The 18,958-nt window shown below is 44.2% G+C and carries 14 protein-coding genes and 1 other annotated feature; of the genes, 2 read left to right on the top strand and 12 right to left on the bottom strand.

Going from position 1 to position 18,958, the window contains the following annotated elements; all coding sequences use genetic code 11:
- Positions 1-448 precede the first annotated feature (448 nt).
- Complete coding sequence (locus tag MHH25_RS13795) at positions 449-1,678, bottom strand: MFS transporter (RefSeq protein ID WP_340020258.1); 1,230 nt, start codon at positions 1,676-1,678, stop codon at positions 449-451.
- Between the two features lie 328 nt (positions 1,679-2,006).
- On the opposite strand from MHH25_RS13795, the gene MHH25_RS13790 reads away from it, so the two are divergent.
- Positions 2,007-3,773, top strand: a complete 1,767-nt coding sequence (locus tag MHH25_RS13790; RefSeq protein ID WP_340020256.1) for an ABC transporter substrate-binding protein — start codon at positions 2,007-2,009, stop codon at positions 3,771-3,773.
- An 80-nt stretch (positions 3,774-3,853) separates the two neighbouring features.
- Here MHH25_RS13790 and MHH25_RS13785 read toward each other — a convergent pair whose 3' ends face one another.
- The 5 genes from MHH25_RS13785 to MHH25_RS13765 all read right to left on the bottom strand — a co-directional run bounded on the left by MHH25_RS13785 (position 3,854) and on the right by MHH25_RS13765 (position 12,154).
- Positions 3,854-6,481, bottom strand: a complete 2,628-nt coding sequence (locus MHH25_RS13785; RefSeq protein ID WP_340020255.1) for a PAS domain S-box protein — start codon at positions 6,479-6,481, stop codon at positions 3,854-3,856.
- 268 nt (positions 6,482-6,749) lie between these two features.
- Positions 6,750-9,131: a polyprenyl synthetase family protein gene (locus MHH25_RS13780; protein ID WP_340020254.1), complete on the bottom strand. Its 2,382-nt coding sequence runs from the start codon at positions 9,129-9,131 to the stop codon at positions 6,750-6,752.
- A gap of 187 nt (positions 9,132-9,318) precedes the next feature.
- Positions 9,319-10,116 carry a sulfite exporter TauE/SafE family protein gene (locus MHH25_RS13775; protein ID WP_339286696.1) on the bottom strand — a complete coding sequence of 266 codons (798 nt, stop codon included), beginning with the start codon at positions 10,114-10,116 and terminating at the stop codon, positions 9,319-9,321.
- A 487-nt stretch (positions 10,117-10,603) separates the two neighbouring features.
- On the bottom strand, positions 10,604-11,359 hold the full coding sequence (locus MHH25_RS13770; RefSeq protein WP_340020253.1) for an SDR family NAD(P)-dependent oxidoreductase: 756 nt from the start codon (positions 11,357-11,359) through the stop codon (positions 10,604-10,606).
- Positions 11,360-11,683: 324 nt separating this feature from the next.
- Positions 11,684-12,154 carry a DUF6376 family protein gene (locus MHH25_RS13765; protein WP_340020252.1) on the bottom strand — a complete coding sequence of 157 codons (471 nt, stop codon included), beginning with the start codon at positions 12,152-12,154 and terminating at the stop codon, positions 11,684-11,686.
- 141 nt (positions 12,155-12,295) lie between these two features.
- Here MHH25_RS13765 and MHH25_RS13760 point away from each other — a divergent pair, with 141 nt between their 5' ends.
- The gene (locus MHH25_RS13760; protein WP_074094894.1) at positions 12,296-13,264 is read left to right on the top strand and encodes a bile acid:sodium symporter family protein; all 969 of its coding nucleotides are present in this window, start codon (positions 12,296-12,298) and stop codon (positions 13,262-13,264) included.
- A 102-nt stretch (positions 13,265-13,366) separates the two neighbouring features.
- Here the strand turns inward: MHH25_RS13760 and MHH25_RS13755 are convergent, their stop codons facing one another.
- The 6 genes from MHH25_RS13755 to MHH25_RS13730 form a co-directional block, all read right to left on the bottom strand.
- Positions 13,367-13,627, bottom strand: a complete 261-nt coding sequence (locus tag MHH25_RS13755; RefSeq protein WP_340020251.1) for a hypothetical protein — start codon at positions 13,625-13,627, stop codon at positions 13,367-13,369.
- 287 nt (positions 13,628-13,914) lie between these two features.
- On the bottom strand, positions 13,915-15,000 hold the full coding sequence (gene asd, locus MHH25_RS13750) for an aspartate-semialdehyde dehydrogenase (protein WP_340020250.1): 1,086 nt from the start codon (positions 14,998-15,000) through the stop codon (positions 13,915-13,917).
- A gap of 169 nt (positions 15,001-15,169) precedes the next feature.
- Positions 15,170-15,447 (bottom strand) — a binding site (T-box leader).
- Between the two features lie 191 nt (positions 15,448-15,638).
- Positions 15,639-16,484 (bottom strand): class I SAM-dependent methyltransferase, encoded by an 846-nt coding sequence (locus MHH25_RS13745; protein ID WP_339187697.1) that lies wholly within the window; start codon positions 16,482-16,484, stop codon positions 15,639-15,641.
- Positions 16,485-16,633: 149 nt separating this feature from the next.
- Positions 16,634-17,506 carry a UTP--glucose-1-phosphate uridylyltransferase GalU gene (galU, locus tag MHH25_RS13740; protein WP_047842782.1) on the bottom strand — a complete coding sequence of 291 codons (873 nt, stop codon included), beginning with the start codon at positions 17,504-17,506 and terminating at the stop codon, positions 16,634-16,636.
- Between the two features lie 57 nt (positions 17,507-17,563).
- The gene (locus tag MHH25_RS13735; RefSeq protein WP_339187701.1) at positions 17,564-17,956 is read right to left on the bottom strand and encodes a GtrA family protein; all 393 of its coding nucleotides are present in this window, start codon (positions 17,954-17,956) and stop codon (positions 17,564-17,566) included.
- Positions 17,949-18,935, bottom strand: coding sequence for a glycosyltransferase family 2 protein (locus tag MHH25_RS13730; RefSeq protein ID WP_339187703.1), 987 nt, complete (start codon positions 18,933-18,935; stop codon positions 17,949-17,951). The genes MHH25_RS13735 and MHH25_RS13730 overlap by 8 nt, the downstream gene beginning before the upstream one ends.
- Positions 18,936-18,958: the final 23 nt, after the last annotated feature.

The following is an 18,958-nucleotide window of genomic DNA, read 5'->3' as shown; positions in this document are numbered from 1 at the left end:
TTGTACATTCTCCTTTTAACAAGTTAGTTTTTTATAAAATAACGCTCCAAACGCTCCTTTCCATGTGAACAAATTGGGTGGAATGCATGAAAAAAAGCCATAGATGAACTAATGTTCATCTACAGCTTGTAGCCAAAAGAGATCGAATGAAATGCAAAGCATTTCCCGTATCTCCTCTGCATCGCAATAATGATGAGCGTCCACGACAGGGGTGCACAAACATGACTGTCCCAACGCGATCATTGCAAAAAAATTGGATTAATGTCACTATGCTCATGCGTATTCAGTTATCGATTCGAAATCTGTATAGGCATAAACATAATCATCATCCCACCCGTTTCACATATTTGTTGTTTATTGTATTCGCTGGACTAACATCCGTCAAGATAATTTTAACTGAATTGTTATTTAATTCATGCCATTAAACTTTTAAATTCTCGCTACATACTTATGATGTAGGCTCTGTTTGTTTTTCTCTAACAACAAGACGTCGATGCGCGATCAGAAGAAAAGGTACTCCCAGGGCAGTTGTCAGTGCAATCGGTAGAAAAACAGCGAAACCATTCTCCGCTCCAAATTGACTTAACAACACCCCTCCCATGACAGGAGCAATGACACTACCGATATTATTGAAGCCGATGGTACCGAAATACGTCCCTTTCCATTCCGGCTTTGCAATCCGGTCAATGAGCATATCCATCATGGTGAACAACAACACTTCCCCAATGGTAAATAGTATGACACTCATCATCATCATGATGAGCACACCTTCAGCGATTCCAACCATCATCAGACTGGTTGCCACCAGCAAGTTACCCACAATCAGAGGAACAAGCGGTGGGAAGTTTCGGAAGGTTCGCACAAGAGGATACTGAATAATCAGTACCGTCACGGCATTCAGGGATAGCATGTACGAGAACATCTGACTTCCGTTCTCAAAGATCGGGCTCCTCGCCAAGTACTGTGCCAACGTAGAACTGAAGTGTCCGTAACCCAGCACACAAAATGTGGTACCGATTAATACCGGCAGAAATACCCGGTCGCGACCGGTGGTCATCAGTGCTTCACGCAAACGTGGGGCAGTAGTCTGGTGACGCTCCGGCAAATTGGCATGCTGTAGCTTGAATTGCAGAAATAATACAAGTCCATAGGCTATGTATACCAAGCCGGAAATCACAAACGGAAACGTCGATTCAGATGACCCCAGCTGAAATCCGATAATTGGCCCAAAGACCACACCGAGATTAATTGCAGCATATCTGAGGTTGAACACCAGCAATTTGTTCTCCGGAGAAGTAATATCCGATAACAGTGCTCTGGAGGTGGGCTCAAATACTGCGCGGCATAATCCGTTTAACGTATTGGCAACAAAGAACACCCATAGATGCTCTGCTGCTGAAAAGATAAAAAATACACCTGCCCAGCTAAATACCGAGATTAACATCACGATTTTGCGACCGATCCGGTCCGAAATATAACCTCCATAAAAGCTGACCATTACACCTGCCAGCGAGCTAACGGCCACAGTAATACCGGTCTGGGTCGGTGTAGCATCTAACACACGTGTCAGATAGATGGATAGAAACGGGATACTCATGGACGTCACAAGACGTCCAAACATGGTTCCGATAATGATCGTCCATGCCAAGGGGTGAATCTGCCTTAAATATTGCTTCATGCGAACTTCTCCTATTCTTTCTAGATGCTTCAAAAACGGAATTTTTGAACTACCTCTTCTAATGAGTGTTCAAAAAGTCCGGTTTTCAGTACCGAGAAGATGGGATGAAGCTAGAAATGGAGTAGCGGAGCGTAGGAAAACTACGTGAGCAACGGACATTTCGGCTGAATTCCATATTCAATGCTGATGATGCCACCAGGCATCTTTCGTAATCAAAAGCGGACTTTTTGAACTACCTCTACTAATGTATAATTGTAAAGATAAAAGGGGGAAGTAAAAGTGTAAACATATGATCACACTTTTCACCTTTAATAGAGGAGTCATGACCATGGATACCCTGCATACACACTTTATAAGGCTCGCCGGGGCCGAACAACTTTCATTCAAACTTCATGAACCTGTAGCGGTAACGATCGATAGCCTGTCCGCTGCCTTGTGCTGCACACCTCGCAATGTGAAATTCATTCTCAGAAAATTGGAGGAGCAAGGCTTCATCCACTGGCAACCCGGTCGTGGACGGGGACATCATTCGGAGTTAACGATGCTGCGTAGCATGAATGAAGCGTTGGAAGCGAGTTTTACCGAGCTTTTGGGTAAAGGCAAAATGAAAGATGCCATTGAACTCATCGGAACCGTTCAGATGGATGATACATTGCGAGAACAGCTCATGCTCTCCCTTCATCAACAGATGGGATTTCACGGCCACGATGAAACTGCCTCTGGTCAGGATATCCTGCGCATCATGAGGTCACGCCAGTTAGGTGGTTTGGACCCAACCTTTGTTTATACTGCATTTGAAACCTACCTATTAAGCCAGGTCTGTAATACATTGATCACTTATGACGCCAAGACAGAATCATTCCTGCCAGCACTGGCGCACATGTGGGAGTGTAGCGAGGACCATCGCTTATGGACCTTCTATCTCCGGAAAGGTGTACGTTTCCACAACGGACGTATCATGACGTCCCGGGATGTTCAAGCGACATTGCAACGATTGATTGATGTACATAGTCCCTCCATCTGGTTATATCGGGATATCGAACGTGCGGAAGTAGCTGGTGATTACTGTATCAAGTTTGTTCTACATCGTCCTAACCGGTTTTTCTTGCATCTGTTCAGTTGTATTCGGATGACAATCCTGCCCTACGATTACAATGTAGCCAATACATTGATAGGTACCGGTCCTTTTCAGATCTCTGAGCTGAATGAAGATGTGCTGGAGCTTACCGCTTTTGATGCGTACTACGGCATCCGGCCACATCTGGATCAAGTGCATTTTTGGTTTGTGCCTGACCTGAGTCCAAATGATCGCTATTATGAGCTACCGGGTACAGATCGATTAAGTCTGGCAACAGGCTGTGATCAGACCAACAGTATCAATTATCCGGCGCTGGGTTGTCAGTATATGCTGTTCAATTTTCACAAGGAAGGCATCCATCATCATCCCTTATTTCGACAAGCCCTGCGTATCGTCTATGATTCGGTCGCACTTGTAAGAGATCTCGGCAGGAATCGGATCACACCGGCCAGCAGCTTTCTGCCTTGGAGAAGTGCAGCCCAAGACTGGACCGCTGCCTCTCTTGAGCATGCTCGTGAATTGCTGCATAACTGTGGGTACCAGGGTGAGACGGTAACATTATCGTATAAGCATAATAAGGATGCAGACGTTGCGGAGTGGTTCCAGTGTCGGGCAGCGTCCATCGGAATGAACATCAGCATGCAGGCCGTTGTGGATTATTTCAACTCAGAGGAAACCACAAACGCACAATTGATTCTGGCTGAAGAGATACTGGAGGAAGATTGGCAGTACGGCATGATTCATTTTTTCAAAAACCTGTCCAACCATTTTCATATGTGTATGTCTCCTGCATTCCAGTCTCTATTGGATGACAAGCTCGATCATTTTGCAACGCTTCATCGGGCAGAACGTACTGCGCTCCTGGATGAAGCTGAAGCCTTGCTACGTGATCACTGCTGGATCTTGCATGGCTGTCACATGAACAAGCAGGCCGAACTGGATCAGAGCATCTTTGGCATGCAGATAGCAGAATTCGGTTATCTGGACATCTCCAAATTGTGGATCAAAAACCCTTAGAGATTTGTGCATAAAAAAGCTGCTAGCTTATTTATGATAAGCTAGCAGCTTTTTTGCTCATGAATCCATTTTTAGCGCGCTCAGAGATTATTTTTGATGTAATAGGTCTCCAATGCTTGCATAATGGACTCAATTTTGATCGGTTTGCTGACATACGCATCCATGCCTGCCTTCAAGCAGTTTTCCATGTCTCCTCTTACGGCATTTGCAGTTACCGCAATAATGAATGGGCAACTCTCGGGATGCAAAGCATTTTTAATCGCTTTTGTCGCTTCAAATCCATTAAGCCTTGGCATATGCACATCCATGAAGACAATATCATATGAAGTGTGTTTGACCGCCTCGACTGCCTCAACACCGTCCGCCACATGATCCACGAAGTGCCCTTTTTTCTCAACGATTCTGCTAAGGACGAGTTGATTCACCTCATTGTCTTCTGCAATTAAAATCCGCAAGGCTGATGTTCTGCTCTTCTTCTGCTGTTGATCCAACCTGTTGCTTTCTTCACCGTTATTTAATTTAAATTGGGCGGTAAATATAAAGATTGTACCCGGTTCATCCGATTCCTCGATCCAGATCTCACCCTGCATAAGCTCCACCAGTTTCTTGCTAATGGCAAGGCCAAGACCGGTACCTTGAGGTTTGCGGGTCATAAAATTCTCCAGTTGGTAGAAAGGTTCAAATAATTGTTGTTTCCTCTCAGCCGGAATGCCAATGCCCGAATCTTTTACCTGAAAATAAAGCTGCACGGTATTGCCGCACTGTTCCTTAACTCCCACTTTAACTTCCACGCCGCCTTCTGAAGTGAATTTGACCGCGTTGCCGATGATATTGGTAAGTACCTGTTTAAGACGATAAGCATCACCATACACCGGAGTTGGAATGACATCTTCTACGCACATGCGAACATCCAGCTTCTTTTCACGAGCCAGCGGTTTTACGATTTGCACCGTCTCGGTCACGATCTCTACGAGATCAAAAGGATCTTCTACCAGATCGGTTTTGCCTGATTCGATTTTGGAAAAATCAAGAATATCATTAATGATGGCCAGCAAGGAATCTCCACTCTTCTGGATGATTTCAATATATTCCTTTTGTTCCCCGCTAAGTCCAGGAGTATCCAAAAGCAAATCCGTCATCCCAATTACACCGTTCATAGGTGTGCGGATTTCATGACTCATCATCGCCAAAAATTCACTTTTTGCCTTATTCATTCTCTCCGCTGTCTCTTTGGCTACCAGCAGTTTTTTCTGCTCCGTAATATCCTTCGCAATCAGGTAAAACCCGACATTGGATGTATTAATAATGATTGGAGCAAGCGTAGCCAAGACTTCTGTCTCAGATCCATTCGTGTGCCGAACAGCGTTGATCTCCTTTTCAGCCATCTCATAGTTACTGCCCAGAATCAGACCCAGATTACTGGCTCCGATAAATCTGCTTATGCTTGTACCGATCATTTCAGCCACGGGACAACCCGTCATTTTCACCGCTACTGGATTTGCATTCATAATATTACCATCCATGTTAAACGAAATAATGGCGTCATGATTGTATTTCTTAAGCGAAGTGTATCGCTCCACAGATTCCTGCAATTTAAATTCGATGCGTTTGCGTTCAGTGATATCCTGTAGTGTTCCGTTCAGCTGAACTGGCTGACCATGCTCATCAAGCGTAATTAATCCACGCAAGTGAAGATACTTCTCATTTCCATCTGAGCTGATGTGTTTGTATTCAAAATCGAGCGGTTCACCCTGTTTTACCCCTGCAATATGTTTTTGTAAAGAGGTTATATCTTCGGCATCCATAACATCAAAAACATCACTTATCCGATATGGTTTGCAGGTGTGTTCAAGTTCAAAAATCTCAAAGATCTGATCTGAAAATGTAATATGGTCTAAGACCATATCCCATTCCCAACTACCAATCAAGGCGATACGTTCAGCCTCTGCACTGATATCCTTTTGTTTTTTTCGCTCTGATATATCTCGTCCAATTGTAAAAATCTGCTGTTCATGCTCTGCATCACCAAAGACCTTGTATGTGGTTTCAAACCAAAGATAATGCCCGTCTTTATGGCGGACTCTAATATTCAACAGATTACCTTTAGTCAAATCCATCTGTGAGATCCGTTCCAGATCTTGTGGGTGAAAGGAAGCATTATTGTTTTGGCCAATGACTTCTTCCGGGGAATAACCTAATATTTGTTGGACTGACGGTGAGCAGAACCGACAAACTCCTTCTCCATCGGCAATATAGATGATCTCCTGAGCATGATCCGTAATAAGTTTGAACATTTCTTCACGATGGAGAAGTTTTTGTTCAGACAGTTTACGATTGGAAATATCAACAATATGGCAAACGGAATAAAGAGGTTCATCCGTAATTTCGCTTCGAACCAAGGAAACATGTATTGAACACCATAAGATGTCACCATATTTATTAATGTAACGTTTTTCGTATTGATTTTCTTTTGATTTACCTTCAAATAGCTCATAACTACAGATTATATCTTGTGAGAAATCATCCGGATGTGTAATATCCTGATACGTGAGATCCATTAATTCATCACTTGTATAACCTAGCATACAGCAAAAAGCAGGGTTCACTTTCATCCATTGCCCTGTTGGAGCAACGAGTGCAATCCCAATAGGCGCTTGGTTATAGATCTGCTCGAACAATTCATGATGATCGACCTTTTGAACCTGCATTGTAAGTTCTCCTTTTGGCATAGACTCCATATAAAGTTTGTCGAAATCTAAAGTTTTTACTGATATAAGATGTTCTATAAAAATTAGTCAGTTTTAAAACAACAGTACCTGCTTAATACCCAGAATTTCAACCGTTGAAACAAATCTTTTTAAGAGATTTGTGTCTTTAAACCAAACAAGGCCCGGAATCCATCCACATGGAATCCCGAACTTTGTCATTATATATCATTATGAGTCATATGCAACACGGAATCATTAGAAAAATGGGTTAGCGCTCGCGACCAATAAGATAATCCAATAAATGTCTCAAAAATGGAATAGGTTTCGGCATCTCGTTCAATGCATCTGTGGCAAGACAATAATGCTCCCACATCGCTTTCTTCGCGCCTTCATCACCCAGAATAGACACAAAGGTTGAATTGTTGTTCCGCTCATCCTGACCTGCAGGTTTCCCAAGAATGAGGTGATTTCCCTCGAAATCCAGCAAGTCGTCCTTGATCTGGAAGGCGATCCCCGCATGATAAGCGAACTTTTTCAGCGCAGCCATCTCCGGTTCCTTCACTTGGGCAAGTATCGCTGGCATGACCAGGGCAGCTTCGAAGGCAATGCCAGTTTTGTAAAAACAGATCATGTTCAACTGATCCAGCGTCAATGCCTTGCCCTTGGAATTCAGATCCATGGCCTGCCCCATACACATATCCTCTGCTTTTTCAGCCGAATACTGAATGAGTGTGAGCACGGTTGCCGCATCAAAGCGATCCAATGAAGATTGCTCTCCAATCGCCTTCTGAATGAGAAACAGACCCGTAAGCTCTGCTGTGGCACTATTGTGTACCTGGTGCAGCGTGGAACGTCCACGTCTTGTCGAAGCATTATCCTGCGTAGGCAGATCATCAAAGATCAGGGAAGCGGTATGCATGTACTCCAATGATCTTAGCAGCGGAACGATGGATGATTCATGAAGACCATACTCGCGCACGCCCATAACCCAAGTTAATATCGGACGTAACCTTTTTCCGTCGCCTTGCAAACTGTAATTGGCTGCATCGATCAGCGTTTCTTTCATCTCATGAAGGCCACCGGGCTTCGCAATCTGCAACTCCACATTAATCTGTTCGCGAACCGTTCGAATGGTCTGTTTGAACTCCTCTTTTTCCTGCTTGTCATTTTTCAATTGAAGCACAACCTGATCCCGTAACAATTTATCAAGGAAATCAACGTCATCTGCTTTTCGCACCATCTGTTGAACCAGTTGATTGAATTCAGGCTGCCCAGAGGCAAAGATCGTCATCACTTCATCATATTTTTGCTGCCCCAACCGTTCTTTACAACGCTTCAGACCGTTAATGGCACGATCTAGTATGACCTCGCGGGTCTTGGCGTCTGAGTTATATACATCATGGATTAGATGAGAGATGACTGCCCAATACAATTCATATGGATTGATCAAGTCGGGACGCAAATCTCGATACTTCAAATAGTACGTATACGGAGTTACTGCCCCTTCTTCCATATCGTCAAACATATCGGCAAAATCATCGGCCAACTGATTATATATTCCGTAATAGAACGTCCGTAGATCAAATCCTTCATCCACTGGCGCACTGAGAACAGACCGGACGATTAATCGGGAAGAAGAAGATTTGATAATAATCGGAATGTACAATTCTTCATTCGTATAATTCGCATTGGCTAATTTCTTGTTGCGATCGATCTCCTGAGACTGAAAGAACACATAGGATTGCTCTAAGAACGTCCGCTGTTTCTCTGGATGCTGGTAGTTCTTGATGTACTCAAATGCTTCCCGAAGCTCGGAATGTACATATTCAATCACTTCAAGGTTGCTGCCTTTCCAATCCCCCAGATCAGGGACGACCCCGGTAAGAAGTGCATCGCGTATCATCAGGGAATATTGTTCTTTTTCATGAACAGTCAAAGCTTGAGAATCCAGCAGATCATCCACAAATGGATATGTCAAACCGTACGAATAACCAAGTCGGATCGCCGCATCAAATCTCCGGGCGCGTTCTTCAGGTAGCGTCTGCTCATTCATCTCATCGTCCACATGAAGGACCACGCCAAGAATGATCTTGATGAGCTTCCGTTGCGCCTGCTCTGCATCCAGCTCCTTCGGGATGTTGGATGCTACATTCTTTAATTTGTTCATCACCCAGATGACAGCCGTTTCAATGTGCTCCTTCTGTCCCCACCGGTACAACGCAGCCAGACTGATATAATCAGGCTGTCCTTTTCGCCCAGTAGCTGAGTCCATAAAGTATTTTTTAGTATTCTGGACAACGTTCTGAATTCGGGCCTGCGTACCCGGAGAATCAAGGGCTTGCCCCAGATCTCGCATATAAATATAGGAGATACTCCGATCCAGGTAATCATCCAGCTTTCCTGTAGTATTCAGCCAGTGGATATATCTATGAACATCCCGAGGATCCGGTTTTCTTTTGCTAGGTGATAAAAGAGAAAGCCAGGCAAAACGATGAATATGTTTCTTTTGCCATACATGAATATCTTGGGTAAGTTCTGTTGTATACGTATTATCCATAAGTTGCTGCCTAAGAGAAGTGAAATACTGAGATGCTTTCTGCTCAGCTAGCCGATATCCTGCATCAGCCTGTTCTGTAAGTACGTTATTCATAGGGTGGATACCTCAAATTCTATTAATGTTAAACATGTATCCATGAAAGGAGATGAGGTGCTCCATGGACGAAAACTGAACTCATTTGATCGTGTATCCAACGCTTCAGCTCATGTTCATAACCTTTATACGGCGATCCAACCGTTTGGTTACGAAATCGTCATTGTTCATTCCCATATACGTGATTTTACAGAATGGATGACCAGACTTTAACCGCTGTGATGGCGATAAGTACGATTAATGCATATCGAAGTACCCTCACATTAATCATCGAACTAACCCGTGAACCAAGGGATGCCCCGAGCAGACTGCCGATCACCGTATAGATGATGGGTTCTATCGGAATTTCTCCACCCGTAATTTTCCCTATAACGCCGCCGATTGCGGAGATAAATACAATCGCCAGTGAAGAAGCAATCGTCGTTCGTACGGGGATGTTGAGAATCGTCAGCATGATAGGAATAAGGATAAAGGCACCACCCGCGCCAACAATTCCTGATACAATGCCTACTGCAAAAGCCGTGCCTGCTGCAATCCATCGGTTAAACACCAGTGGAGCTGAGGTATCAAGCTTTCCCTTTCCGGGAATCAGCATAAGCACAATCGCCATGATCGCCAGAATGCCATAGATCAGATTAATAACCCTTCCGTCCAGATGACCGGATATGAACCCGCCGATCAGACTGCCAGCAAGAATGCTGGAGCCCATGTATAGCACCAAACCTCGGTGAACGATCGCCCCACCGCTTCTACCCGTTTTTACTTTTCTGCGGAATGCAATCACACCAGCAAGTGAAGCGAAAAACACTTGAAACATACTGATCGACGATACCTGATGTGCTGAGAACGGCTCCAATCCCACCCAGGATGGAACATATAACAGTAGCGGATAATTGATAATGGCCCCACCAATACCCAACAAACCGGAGAAGAATGAACCGACCAGACCCAGTATAAACATGATGACAAAAAGCAGAAGATCCATCGGTTATGCGCTTCCTTTCGTGCAATATAAATCTCATTTCGATATCACTCAAAAGTGCTATACACAGCGAATATTATCCGTTATAATAAAAACCAAGTAAATTAATCCGAAATGAGTGATTAAGCATGTTTAACGTGTTGAAGACTCTTTTTGAAAATAAATGTCCACAGTGCAACGAAAAATTACAAGTTCATAACGATGCGTTATGTTCGACGAAAACTTGTTCTCAATGTCATTACAAAGAAGAGAGTTATGGCTCTCTTGGCGTTCGAATTGTATATGACACCACAAAATGATAAAAAGCTATAGCCTTGTTAATTGTATCACGATCTCTGAAATTTCGGGATGATTCGACAAACTTATTTCCCTCTCATATGCCATGATTACTTTATAATGAAAATACAAAAACGGTGCAAAACGAATAAATCGTTCTGCACCGTTTTTTTCTGTTTTTTTGAGATGAGTTCTCTTAATTTTAGAAGGTTATTTATTTGGTTTTGAAGCTGAGGAATCCATCATCTACGGCTACGGTTGTACCATTAACTGCACTGGCTGCATCACTGAACAGGAATGTAACCACACTGGCTACTTTCTCGGGTTGAATAAGCTCTCCACGCATATGTTGAGTAGCAAGCGCATCCTTCATGGCTTGGTCATCACCCAGAATCGGTGTTTCGATAAAGCCAGGTGCTACACCAACTACACGAATTCCATGCTCAGCTAGTTCCAATGCACCGGATTTGGACATCATAACAACAGCAGCCTTGGCTGCGTTGTAGTTGAAGCTACCTACTGCAGCAACGCTTCCATAGATCGAAGCTGTATTTACAATGGTACCTTGTACATTTAATTCAACCATTTTTTTCGCGCCATAATACATGCCGTAGTATACACTGTGTTGATCTACATCAATGACTCTGTGATAGGATTCCGGGTCCATCTCCAGAAACGGCTTCACAAGTCCAATGCCTGCGTTATTGAAAATACCGCTTAACGTACCATATTTCTCTACGGTCCAGTCGATCAGGGCTTTGATCTCGTCCCCTTTGGATACATCCACTTTGTACGCGCCCGCTGTTCCGCCTGCTGCTTCAATCTCTGCCGCAAGCTTCTTCGCTCCGTCTTCATTGTAGTCAGCGACAACAATAGTCGCACCTTGATCCGAAAGTTGAAGTGCTGTTTCTTTACCAATACCACTGGCTCCGCCTGTAATAATGATTACTTTTCCATTGTGTTGAGTCATGACTCAGCTCTCCTTTGGCAAAATAGTTTTAAGGGAAGTTCTAAACTTATAGTAAGTAACTATATTTTATTAACTTATATACTTATCATACGCCTCTGTCCCAACCTTGTCAAACCATAGATCATCTTCACATAAATAAGAGATAAATGTCATATATATCTCCTATTTACATGATATAGTCTAGCTCCTGTGATATTAAATATGCATGAGTTTTGGGAAAATAAAAAAGCGAGCATAACGGTAATTCAATCATTCCGATATCTCGCCCTTCTCAAGTATTCGATTCCAAACTGGATTGTCTTAATGTGGTAAGATCAATTCAATTTATTCACCCTGAAGTCCGCTAAGCGGATCTTTCAAATTATTGATGTTGGTGATCAGTTCAGGAATGCCTGTCTTCTCCCAATTCTCTGCCGTAAAACCTTGCTCTGCAATTGTATTCTCGAAATTGTCCACAACTTCTGTTAATTGAGTATTGTAACTAACCAGATTCTCATGAATGCTCTCTCCTATTGCAGGAGCAGTCAACTGAGAAAATTCGCTTGCCTCTGCTTGGATCAGATCGATTTTCTCCTGAATCTGCGTTGTAACCTCCGGATTATTCACCGCACCCGATGCAAGCTCTTGCAGATCAGCCCCGGCGGTTGATACCTGTTCTATATAATCAGTAGCCCCACTCACATAATTTAAACTTTGATTAGCTTGTTCCACGACAGAACAGGCTGAAATCAGCAGAATACTTGATGCAATAAGGCCTGTCATCATTAATGTGTGCTTTCTTTTTCTTATGAACATGATCATCTCCCCTTCTCCTAATCGGAATCCTTGTTCCAAGTCCATGATACCTGTTCAGACTACTTCATTGCAAATGGGTCTGCAGCCAACATTATTAAGATGTATAATAGTAAAATCACACGGTAAAGGGATGTCATGATTATGCTTCAAGCCTTGAACCAACGCTTGAACCGCATCATGCCACTGATTACCCCAATCAGTATTATTATTGGCGTGTTATGCGGGAGTTTTCTTTCTTCTTATACCTTTTTATCCCCTTGGCTTTTTGCGTTCATGACGTTCGCTGGAAGTATCAGTCTTGGGATACGGGATTTTGTGAACGTGCTGAAAAAGCCGTTCCCCCTGTTTGTATGTCTGTTTATTTTGCATTTGGCGATGCCTCTAATTGCTCTTGGTATGGGTCATCTGGTTTTCCCTACAGATGCGTACACCATAACGGGCCTTGTTCTGGCAGCCGTGATTCCGACAGGAATAAGCAGCTTCATCTGGGTCAGTATCTATCGGGGCAATATCGCACTTACGCTATCCATCATCCTGATTGACACCATGCTTGCTCCTTTTGTAGTGCCCGGGGTGTTATCCCTGTTAATCGGAACCAGTGTCACACTGGACACAGCAGCCATGATGAGCAGTCTGTTTTGGATGATTGTTGTACCGTCCCTGCTCGGTATGCTGCTGAATGAGTGGACCAAAGGCGCCATTGTCCCGGTCTGGGGACCAAGGTTGAATCCGTTGTCCAAATTGTTCATGGCATCTGTCGTTGCGATTAACGGATCTGTCGTTGCGCCCTACTTGGCTGATTTCAACTGGAAGTTAGCTGGACTTGCGGTCATCATTATTTTCCTGGCATCATTCGGTTATGCGCTAAGTTACTTCATCGCCCGATTGCTGGGCTGGAACGAGGCCGATCAGGTCGCTCTGGTGTTCAATGGAGGTATGCGTAATATCAGCGCAGGTGCAGTACTCGCTGTTTCGTATTTTCCGCCACCAGTTGCTGTCCCGGTTGTGCTTGGCATGGTATTTCAACAGATGCTCGCTTCCCTGACAGGTTATCTGCTCGGTCGTCGCTCTCAGCTTCTACAGAAGTCGGATAAGACATCCGCGGCCTAACAAAATACTGGATGATTAAAAAACGCCGACATGATTGTCGGCGTTTTGCATTGGATTGCTATTATTACTACAAGTGCTACGATAATGCTACGTTTCGTAAACCTAGTAATCAGTTCCTGAAAATGCTGCTGTTAAACCTAAAGCTAAGATAAGAATGTAAAACACAATTCCGATGGCTAACCATAACAATGATGCTTTTGCGTAATTTGCTTTGGAAGGGTTGGAATTACCAAACGCCCAAACAAACAACATGATGATGTTAACAAGTGGAATAGCCAAAAGCAATAACGTGAGCATCCAACTACCAAAACTAACTGGCTGTGATCCTGGTTTATGTACGGCTTGATTAGGAGCTGCTTGCATAATAATAAAGTCCTCCTTTCTTCATCTATATAATAGCTACCTGCTAAGACAATGCCCTTCTAAATTAGAGAAGAAAAGTTTGCCGTTAATAAAAATAACTGAAATCTCATGATTTTACAATGTAATATTTTCCATATAAAAATTAATATAATAAACCCTTGAATAGCAGCATGAGTAAACCTGCTTCGCTTACCAATGCTTGTCCACAATAGAAAAAACCATCAACGAGTGATGGTTTTTATCTAATCATTTTTCAGAAATCTGTTGCTGCTTATGATGCCGTATGCTTATTTCGTTTGAATATATCCTTCAGCTTTTAGCAGTTCTGCGATCAGAACCGCACCACCTGCCGCTCCACGGAGCGTATTGTGGGACAATCCCACGAATTTGTAATCATAGAGTGAATCTTCGCGCAGTCGGCCTGTAGAGACACCCATTCCGCGTTCGATGTCACGATCCAGTTTTGTCTGTGGTCTGTTCTCTTCTTCAAAATACGTAATGAACTGTTTTGGTGCACTTGGCAGAGCCAGTTCCTGCGGACGACCTTTGAACTGCAACCAACGCTCCAAAATTTCGTCTTTACTTGGTTTTTTCTCGAAGTTTACAAACACAGTAGCCAGATGTCCATCCGTTACCGGTACACGAATACATTGTGTTGTAATTAATGGAGCCGATGCTTTGACGATCTCATTATTTTCGATGCTACCCCAGATCCGCAGTGGTTCCTGCTCACTCTTCTCTTCTTCGCCACCGATGTATGGAATGACATTATCGAGCATATCTGGCCAGTCCGTAAAGTTTTTACCTGCTCCGGAGATTGCTTGATACGTGGAAGCAACAACCTGAGTCGGGTTGAACTCACGCAAGGCGTGCAGTGCAGGCACATAGCTCTGAATCGAGCAGTTTGGTTTTACAGCAATGAATCCGGTTTTTGTACCCAGACGTTTGCGTTGAGCTTCAATCACGTCCAGATGTCCCGGGTTAATCTCAGGGATTACCATTGGTACATCTGCTGTCCAGCGGTGAGCCGAGTTATTGGACACGACAGGTGTGCCTGTTCTAGCGTAAGCTTCTTCGAGCGCTTGAATTTCATTCTTTTTCATATCAACCGCGCAGAAAATAAAATCAACCTGGCTGGCAAAAGCCTCAACTTGGGAAGCATCCTGAACAACGATTTTCTTCACAGCTTCCGGAATAGGAACTGCGAGTTTCCATCTGCCTTGTACGGATTCTTCATATGTTTTACCCGCCGAATTGGCGCTTGCAGAAATAGCTGTTACTTCAAACCATGGATGTTGATCAAGCAGGTCCACAAAACGCTGACCCACCATTCCCGTTCCTCCGACGATACCAACTTTCAATTTTGCTGACATTCAATCATCATTTCCTTTCGGTTTAAGTGATTCTTCTCTTCAAATCAATTTCATAACTCACTAAAAACGTATTATGAAATTGACTTCCTAATTAACACTATTCAGGCAATTCCAAAGCGTGTAGTCACACCCCGGAAAAACCAAAAAATCCCATCCCCAAGACAATAGTCTCAGGGACGAGATTGAACTCTCGTGGTACCACCCAGATTCGCCAATATGTCACCATATCAGCCTCTTCAAGTAAAGGTTTACAAACATGTTGAAAGCTGTAGACCGTTCATACTCTAGCTCTGTAACAGGAGCTCCTGTCACACCATCCCTTAAATGCTAAGTTCCGATGTGCTGCTCTGAGTCTTTATTCAATAAAAAGTTCTTTGCTCCTTTTCAGCTACCGGAGCTCTCTTTGAAAGAATGATTTTTATCTACTCGTCTCTTCGTCGCATTTGATATTGCGATTATAATATCAAAATTACTGTGATGAAGTAAACACATTTTTTTAGATCATGGAATTTATATGTTTCCAGCGGAGCTGAACCATTCAATTACCGCAAGAAAAATTTCAGCTACATGCGGTCAATCTTCTGTGATAGCACGTCGATAGACATCTTTATTATAACATACTACAAATGGCTATTTCCTTACTGCTTTTTGGCAACCATCGCATACGTTCCCAGTGGGCTCCCGGGCCCCGAGACATGATGTGTCTTAAGTAATTTCAGTTCGGAAAGAAGAAGTGTTTTTACTTTGTCCGGGATCGGAAGCAGTTTCAGTTCCACAGGCGCTTCTGCCAGTGTCATTTCGGTTTCCCAGCGACCGTCCTGCAGCTCGGGAGAATGGATCGAAGTCTCTTCCTTAATCGTCCAGCCTGCCGCAGAGACAAGCTCTTGGATATCCTCCGGTGTAAAGAGCGTGCGCACATTGGAGAAGCTGTTCTCCTTGTAACATTCGACCTGGGACTGAATCAGAACGGATAACCAATGTGAGAGCTGGCTCACATCTGTAACTCGGGCATCCCATTCTGCAAAACATAACTGATGTCCCCACGTCCTAACCTTGCTAAGAATCTCAGCGAGTTCGTCAAACGATTTCAAGTACCAAGAACAATGGGAAAGTACAATAACATCAAACTCATTCTCGGTGAATTGAACCTGATCACTTAAAATGTCAAAATCATAATCCATTCGAATTCGATCACCCAGTGGAGATCTCCGCAGCTTGGCTGCCGCTTCGCCTACGGTCAGCGGTGTACCATAATCCTCCGGTGCAATATCTACACCATGAACGTACCCGTGCTCCCCCACCAGATGTGCAAGCACGGCCGTTGTATCTCCCTGACCACACCCGATTTCCAGAACCCGGCTGCCTTCCTGTATCCCCCAAAAGAGTCCCAGTTTCATCCGATGCTCGGTCTGAATGTACTGAATGGCGGCGTTGTCCTCCACGTCCATATACTTAATAAGGTCCCTGATGATAGATTCATTCATGATTCCTCACTCCTCAAAGAGCAACCTAAACTTCTTGCTAATTGTAGCGTTACTGGAATAATTGTACAACACTAGAGTCTATGACAGAACCATGGCACGGAGGAGAACTCGTCCTATAGCAGATCTAAACCTCTGCTACATATCAATTCCTATGCCCACTGAGTTGCAAGCTTCTGAAGATAGGGTGTCAGCATGGGCTGTAATTCCTTACGCAACAGTCCGATCTCCAAGATCGCCTGAATATATCCGAATTGATCTCCTATATCGTAGCGACGCCCCTCCAGTTCAAGGGCCAACAGTTCCTCCACCTGACTTACTTCTTTCAAGGCATCCGTTAACTGATATTCCCCTCCAGCACCTCTCTCGATCTGATCCAGGATTGGAAAGATGGAAGGTTTCAGAATGTATCGTCCCATTACAGCTGTTCGGGATGGCGCTTCTGCAAGGGAAGGTTTTTCGACCAGATTGGTGACTCGGTGAACCCGGTCCTCTGCACCATTCGAATCAATAATGCCATATTTGCTCACATTTGCCGCGTCTACCTGACGAACACCAATGATCTGGTTGCCTGTCTTTTCATAGAGATGGACCATCTGTGCAAGTGCAGGTGGATCAGACACCATAATGTCATCTCCGAGCAATACAGCGAAGGCATCATCTCCTACAAATTGCCGTGCACACCCAATGGCATGCCCCAGTCCAAGCGGTTCTTTTTGACGAATAAAATGAATATTGGCCATCTCGCTGATGGCCTGCACCTCTTCCAGTAAAGACTGTTTGCCCTTGGCATATAAAGAGTGTTCAAGTTCAACCGATTTATCAAAATGGTCCTCTATGGATTTTTTGTTGCGTCCGGTCACAATGAGGATATTCTCAATGCCTGATTGTACTGCTTCTTCAACAATGTATTGGATGGCCGGTTTGTCTACAATCGGTAACATCTCTTTAGGCTGTGCTTTGGTCGCTGGCAGGAAACGGGTTCCGAGACCCGCTGCCGGAATAACTGCTTTTTTAATTCGCATATCATCATAGACTCCTTTCATTTACTTCTTATAACCAATATCGCACGCTGTGGGCAGCTAAGTAGCGATACGAAACACCCAATATCTGCTGGCCATATAGTTCAGAACCATCCCCATCAAGGTCGCCAGGATTTTACTCATCACGAGACTCCAACCCAGCATATCGTGCAAAGTCATCAGTATGAGAGCGGATAACGCGAGAACGATAAGATTAGTGATTAGAAAACGAACAAGTTTCGCTCTATCGCCGCCCCCTCGTGCCGTATCTCGAAAAGTCCACCTGCCGTTCAGCCAATAACTGTTCGCAACACCGCAGCTGTACGAGATTACTTGAGCCATCAGAACCGGTACACCGACCACTGCAAGCAAAGCAAACACCACCGCATCTACTGCCGTATTCGCAACACCCACAATACCGAACTTGAAGAGTGTCACCAGACGCTTAGTCATGATGAGCAACTCGAACTGTCAATTGGGATTTTGCTTGCTGGCCCTCGGCCTGCACCACATCTCTCACAATGTATAGCGGACGCGCCTTGGTCTCATCATAGATGCGGCCCACGTACTCGCCTAGAATGCCCAGCATGATCAGGATGAATCCGTTAAACATCAGCATGATACTTACAATGGATGGCCATCCCTTAATCGTTGAATCCGTAAAGATGGCCGAAACAATAACCGTTAACATATAGATGAATCCGCCAACCGACAGGATTGCACCTACATAACCTGCGAGCTTGAGCGGTTTATACGAAAATGAAGTAATGCCGTCCAGGCTTAGTTTCAACATGCGTTTCAGCGGATATTTTGTTTCACCTGCCAGACGTTCATCACGTTCATATTCAATCGCAGTCTGACGAAATCCGACCCAACTGACCAACCCCCGCACAAATCGGTTTTTCTCCGGAAGACGTTTCATCTCATCACATACTTTGCGGTCAATCAGGCGAAAATCTCCGGTGTCTACCGGGATATCCGTATCCGTTGAAGCACGAAGTACACGATAGAACAGACTTGCCGACCATTTCTTAAAGCGAGTTTCCCCACTTCGTCTGGTGCGACGGGCATATACGACTTCATAGCCCTCTTTCCATTTGGCGATCATATCCAGTATCAGTTCGGGAGGGTCCTGCAGATCCGCATCAATAATAACTACCGCATCCCCAACTGCATAATCCATGCCCGCTGTTATCGCAATCTGATGTCCGAAGTTACGGGCAAAATCAATCAGTTTGACACTCTCGTCCCAACGGGCGTAATCACGGATCATCTGTGCACTTCGATCCACGCTACCATCATTAACAAACAACAGTTCATAACTCTCTCCTGTGCTGCCCATGACCTTCTTCAGACGCCGATATGTCTCCTCGATCACCGCTTCCTCGTTATACATGGGAATAATAATGCTGTACCGGTACGCGTGAGCCATGTTTGTCCCCTCCCTTTTCCAAT

This window comes from Paenibacillus sp. FSL H3-0457 (genome assembly GCF_037981725.1).
Classification (GTDB): Bacteria; Bacillota; Bacilli; order Paenibacillales; family Paenibacillaceae; genus Paenibacillus; species Paenibacillus amylolyticus.
Note: the sequence above shows the minus strand (reverse complement) of the source record. Positions and strands in the feature narration are given on the sequence as shown.